Source organism: Streptomyces sp. NPDC090741, from assembly GCF_044769045.1.
Taxonomy (GTDB): domain Bacteria; phylum Actinomycetota; class Actinomycetes; order Streptomycetales; family Streptomycetaceae; genus Streptomyces.
On record NZ_JBIVXF010000041.1, the window covers coordinates 1 to 5166 of the forward strand.

Below are 5166 nucleotides of genomic sequence, written 5' to 3' on the forward strand. Positions count from 1 at the left end.
CCACACCGAACCCGGAAGGCCCTCACCCGTTCAAGACACCTCAGCCGAGACCTGCATCACCCGTCCACAACCTCCCTGGACAGAACACCTAGGCCACGGGTACGGGTACCGGTGCGGGGTGGAGTCGGCCGGCGCCGCTGTAGGAACGGGCGAACTCCTCGCCCTCGGGGCCCGGAGCGGACAGGCGGGCGATCCGTTCCCGGCGCAGCCGCAGGCCGAAGGCGGACTCCGCCGTGTCTCCCGACGGCAGGTGCAGCAGGTCCAGCAGCCGGTCGGAGAACTCCTGCGTGGTCCAGGCGGCCTGATGGCGGCGCCGGTCGTAGTCCTCCAAGGCGCCCTCGCCCTCGCCGTCACGGTGGTAGCGCAGCAGGCTGTCCGCGAGGTCGGCGACATCGGCCACCGCCAGGTTGAGCCCCTTGGCTCCCGAGGGCGTCAGCACGTGCGCCGCGTCCCCGGCCAGCAGCAGCCGGCCGGCCCGTACGTGCTCCCGGACCCGGCCCCGCAGCCGCAGCATGCCGACCTCGGTCAAGGCGCCCAGCTCGGGGTCCCCCGCCTCCAGCTGCAGCCGCAGCGACAGCTGCTCGCGGATGCGCGACTCGGTCCAGTCCGCGAGGTCCGCCTCCGGCGGGACCTGGAGGTAGAAGCGTGCCAGCCGGGGCGTGCGGGGCATCATCCCGGCGAAGCCCGCCTCGTGGAGGGCGTACCGGATGCCGTCCACGGGACGGTCCACCTCGGCGAGCACCGTCAGCCAGTCGTACGGGTACCGCCGTTCGACCGCTCCGTCCGCGTCGGCGGGGAACGCCTGCGCGACCGTACTGCGCGGACCGTCACAGCCCACGACGTGCTCGGCCTCCAGGACGTCGTCCGGACAACGGACGAGCGGGCGGGGTCCCGAGGTGTCCACTTCGAGGACGGGGCAGTCGAACCGCACCGCGCCACCGCTCTGTTCGAACGAGGCGATCAGGTCGCGCACCAGGAACTGCTGCGGATACACCCAGTGCCCGGCTCCGCCGGAGAGGGCTCCGTACGGTATGCGGATCCGCTCCCCGAGGCACACGAACTCGCACCACTCGTGCCGGCCGCCCTCGGCCAGCAGCCGATCGGCGAGTCCGTGCTCGCGCAGGTACTCCACCACCCGGTGCTCGATCAGGCCCGCCCGGGCCTGCTGCTCCACCTCGGCCCGGCCGGCCCGTTCCCGGACCTCGACCGAGACACCGGCCCGGTGCAGCACGTTGGCCAGTACCAGTCCGGCGGGCCCGGCGCCGACGATCGCCACCTGTACGTGGCGTCGGGGCGCGCTCACGACCGGCCCGCCGGGGCGAGGGGGGCGCGCAGGGTGGCGGGGACGATGTCCGGGTTGAACAGCTCGGTGATGGTGGCCAGCGGCTGCTCGCCGTGCCACAGGAGGTACGTCTTGTACGCCGCGGGCTCTCCTCCCCAGGTGTGCAGGCCGACCTCGACGATCGTGCGCCGCCGGCCGGTTCCGGCGGCCTGGAGCATCCGGCCGATCGGCGCCGACGGGTCGGTGAGGCACTGTTCGGCAGCCGCGGACAGGCTGGGCCGGGCCACGACCACGTTCCGGGAGAGGTCCACCCCGCTCGACGAGGCCAGTACGGAGCGTCGCTCCAGCAGGATCTCGTCGGACGCGGCCTCCAGCAGCTCCGCCGCACCCACGGGAGCTTCGCAGGCGCGGACGAAGCGGTGGCTCATCCGGCGGACCGAGACCACGGAGCCGACCCATGCCTCCAGCAGGGGCGTGGTGAGCCCGTCGGTGCCGAGGAGCAGCCGAGTGCTGGTGTGGGCGAACCGGTCGAGCTCTTCGCCCGTCTCCCCGGTCCCGGGGACGGCGAAGCCGTCCGGGAGGACTTCCGGGAACCGAACGGATGGCATCGTCAGCGTGGGCATGGCACCTCAGAGGGCTAGGTGAGAGGAAGTGGGCGTGGTTCAGATTCTGGTACGCCCGCTCCGCCCGCCAGAGGATGCCCCTGCCAATCCGCCAACTCCCCGAAGGAACCGGCAAGTCCCCGCGAGGGGCGGCTATGCCTCCCTGCGGCGGCGGCGCCGGACGGCGAAGACGATCGCGACGATGATGGCGATGACGAGCAGAACGATGAGCACGGTGCCGATGAGGGCGGCGATGCCCAACTTCTTGAAGAGTCCCTTCTTCTTGCTCTTGCTCTTGCCCTTGTCCTTGCTCTTGTCCTTCTTCTTGTCCCCGTCGACGAGGTTGGCGGAGCCGACGGCCGAGTACCGGACCTGCGCGGACGCCTCCTGGGCCGGTGCGCCCTGGGACGCGAGCTGCGCAGCGCCGCCGGCGGCCGCGAGCGGACGAGCCGTCACCGGTGCGGCCTGGGCCGCAGCCTGCGGACTCAGCAGCAGCCCGGCCAGAACGAGCGCGGGTATGGCACGGACGATCCAGCGACTGATCACTTGCTTCTTCTCCTCTGCCCCGGTGCCACTGCGCACCCTTCGTGGGACGAGCATCCCGCGACGTCATCCTCACGTCCATGCCGGCGACGATGGTGTCTACGGCCGGATGCAAGGACTGGAGGATACGAGATGGGCATGAAGATTCATCGTCCGGGGCGGCCGGAGGACCTTCCGGAGGCGACCGTGTTGTGGGCGCCCTGGACCACGCCGTCGAGGCGATCTGTGCACTGTTCGAGTTCGACGACGACTGCGAAGGCGCCGTGGAGGCCTGCGAGCCGTTCTTGAGTCGGCTCGGCGCCTGCCACGAGGCCGAGCAGGCGTGAAACGTTCGCGGCCTGCGGGGCGACCGCGCCGGATGCGGCCGGGTGCGGCCTTACCCGTGGTGCTTGGTCTCCAGTGCCTGGACCAGTTGGGGCAGGTGGTCTCCGGCCATGACGAGGGCCAGGTGGTCGTGGAAGTCCCGGCTGGCGACGATCAGGCCGTCGCGGACGCGCAGTACCTGGATGTTGGCGCTGGTGAAGGTCCGACCCGTCACGCGGTGGTGCACCCGGTAGTCCCACTCGGCGACGACCACCTCCGGGTCGTCCGTCCCCCGTATCACGACGTTCGCCGGGGTCAGTTCCACGGGCGAACCCGCGGCGACTTGCGCGAAGCGCTCCTCGATCACGGCCCGGCCCTCGAACCGGCGCGGCCCGACCGGCTCGAAGACGGTCTCCACCACGGCGTCGTCCGCGTAGAGCTCGGCCAGTTCCGGGTACCGCCCCGCGCCGATGCGCTCCAGCAGCTCCTGGGAGACCTCTCGCGGTGACAGCGTTTTGGGCATGATCAACCTCCGGCGGGATCAGCCACTAGAATCGGACTAGCGGCTCCGTTTTCAACGATACGGACTGGCGACTCCGGTTGTCTAGAGGGTTCTGCCGCCGCCGACACGTGGAAGGCAGACGAGGTATGAGTGGCAGTCAGGAGCGCCCACTGCGGGCGGACGCGGCCCGCAACCGGGCCAGGGTGCTCGATGTCGCCACGGAGGTGTTCACCAGCCGCGGCGTCGGTGTGCCGACCGAGGAGATCGCCCGGGCCGCCGGGGTCGGCGTCGGCACGCTCTTCAGGCACTTCCCGACCAAGGAGGCGCTGCTGGAGGCGGTGATGGTGCGCCGGCTGGAGGAGATGTCGGCCATGACCGCAAGGCTGGCGGCGCAGGCCGATCCGGCTGAGGCCTTCTTCTCCTGCTTCCGCCTGGTGGTGGAACGGTCGGCGGGCAAGAACGAGTTCGCCCACGCGCTCGCGGCGGCCGGTGTGGACGTACACGCGGCGCTGCGGGAGCCGACCGGGGAGATCCAGGCCCGGCTGGCCGGTCTGCTGTCCGCGGCACAGCAGACCGGGGTGGTCCGACCGGAGCTGTGCCTGCCGGAGCTGCTCGCCCTGCTGGTCGGTACCGGCGCGATGCTGGAGCAGCTCGGTGCGGACCCGGCGGCCCGGGAGCGGATCTTCGAGGTGGTCTTCGACGGACTGCGTCCCCGCTGACCGGCTCGGACGGCTTGGGTCAGGCTGAGGGCCGGGTGGCGGTGAAGACCTGCTTGACCAGGGCGTCCAAGGCCTTGGGGAAGGCCTGTGCCGGGTCGACCGCGGCGTCACCGGTGGTCAGGCCGGCGGTCAGGGTCTTGCTGCCGTCGGGCGTGCTGTACATCAGGGCACCGTAGCCGCCGGGGGCGCCGCCGTTGTGGTGGTAGACGGTACCGCCGTGGTCCGGGCCGAGGTCCTGGACGAACAGGCCGAGGCCGTAGCCGAGTTCCCCGTGCGGCTTGCGCATCTCGGCCAGCAGCGGGGCCGGCAGGAGCTTGCCGCTGTTCAGTGCGGAGAAGAAGGTGTGGAGGTCCCGGGTCGTCGTCATCGCGTCACCGGCGGCGAACAGCATGGAGGGGTTCTGGCGGGTGACGTCGGCCACCTGCCACTGGTCGGCGTCCTGGTAGCGGTAGGAGCCGTGGGCGTGCGGTTCGGGGAGCTCCGGGCTGTTGCCGCCCAGTACGGTGTTCCGCAGCGCGAGCGGCTGCAGGATCCGGCGCCGCATCTCCTCGGCGTAGGAGCGGCCGGCGACCTGCTCGATCAGCAGGGCCGCGAGGGTGTAGTTGGTGTTGGAGTAGCTGAAGCCCGTCCCCGGCTCGAACCGGGCCGGCTTGGACAGGGCCAGGGCCACCAGTTCCTGCGGGCGGTAGGTGCGCAGCCGGTTGTCGACCCACTCCTTGCCCGTGGCGGGGATCCCGGGCACGAACGTACCGTCCTCGTAGTACTCGCCGGTGTAGTTGAACAGCCCGCTGGTGTGCTGGAGCAGCATCCGTACCGTGATCCGCCGGTCCAGCCCGAGCTCGGGCAGATGGTCGGCCACCGGGGCGTCCAGCGCGATCCGCTCCTCGGCCACCAGCTGGAGCACCGCGGTCGCGGTGAAGGGCTTGGCGACGCTGCCCGCCCAGAAGTGCCCGTCCGTCGGCGGCTTCGCGGTCTCGCCCGGCCTGCGCACCCCGGCGCTGCCGACCCACTCGCCCTGCTCGTCGTGCACGCGCATCTGTATTCCGGCGAAGCCGGCGTCGACGAACGCCTCGATGGCCTTCTGCAGTTCCGGGCGGTCGGTCGTCTTGGTCACGTTGGTCATGATGGTGGTCTTCCTTCGGGGGTTGTCGGGGTTGTCGGGGGTCAGAGGCTGCGGGCGGTGATGTCGCCGTAGGCGGTGGTCGCCCGGATGCT

7 protein-coding genes are annotated in these 5166 nt (G+C 71.1%); 2 read left to right on the top strand and 5 right to left on the bottom strand.

Translation table 11 applies throughout. The annotated features are described in order from the left end of the window. Window positions 1-88: 88 nt before the first annotated feature. From ACIQU4_RS42205 to ACIQU4_RS42215, 3 genes are all read right to left on the bottom strand, one after another. Window positions 89-1303, bottom strand: coding sequence for an FAD-dependent monooxygenase (locus tag ACIQU4_RS42205; RefSeq protein ID WP_403743225.1), 1215 nt, complete (start codon window positions 1301-1303; stop codon window positions 89-91). Beyond that, window positions 1300-1905, bottom strand: a complete 606-nt coding sequence (locus ACIQU4_RS42210) for a chorismate pyruvate-lyase family protein (protein ID WP_403743227.1) — start codon at window positions 1903-1905, stop codon at window positions 1300-1302. The genes ACIQU4_RS42205 and ACIQU4_RS42210 overlap by 4 nt, the downstream gene beginning before the upstream one ends. Window positions 1906-2037: 132 nt before the next feature. Continuing rightward, on the bottom strand, window positions 2038-2430 hold the full coding sequence (locus ACIQU4_RS42215; protein ID WP_403743230.1) for a hypothetical protein: 393 nt from the start codon (window positions 2428-2430) through the stop codon (window positions 2038-2040). Window positions 2431-2618: 188 nt separating this feature from the next. On the opposite strand from ACIQU4_RS42215, the gene ACIQU4_RS42220 reads away from it, so the two are divergent. Then, window positions 2619-2753 carry a hypothetical protein gene (locus tag ACIQU4_RS42220; protein ID WP_403743233.1) on the top strand — a complete coding sequence of 45 codons (135 nt, stop codon included), beginning with the start codon at window positions 2619-2621 and terminating at the stop codon, window positions 2751-2753. A 50-nt stretch (window positions 2754-2803) separates the two neighbouring features. Here the strand turns inward: ACIQU4_RS42220 and ACIQU4_RS42225 are convergent, their stop codons facing one another. After that, entirely contained in the window at window positions 2804-3253 is a 450-nt protein-coding gene (locus ACIQU4_RS42225) for a nuclear transport factor 2 family protein (protein WP_403743236.1), read from the bottom strand. A 125-nt stretch (window positions 3254-3378) separates the two neighbouring features. On the opposite strand from ACIQU4_RS42225, the gene ACIQU4_RS42230 reads away from it, so the two are divergent. Continuing rightward, window positions 3379-3951, top strand: coding sequence for a TetR/AcrR family transcriptional regulator (locus tag ACIQU4_RS42230; RefSeq protein WP_403743241.1), 573 nt, complete (start codon window positions 3379-3381; stop codon window positions 3949-3951). A 19-nt stretch (window positions 3952-3970) separates the two neighbouring features. Here ACIQU4_RS42230 and ACIQU4_RS42235 read toward each other — a convergent pair whose 3' ends face one another. After that, window positions 3971-5074: a serine hydrolase domain-containing protein gene (locus ACIQU4_RS42235; RefSeq protein WP_403743244.1), complete on the bottom strand. Its 1104-nt coding sequence runs from the start codon at window positions 5072-5074 to the stop codon at window positions 3971-3973. Window positions 5075-5166: the final 92 nt, after the last annotated feature.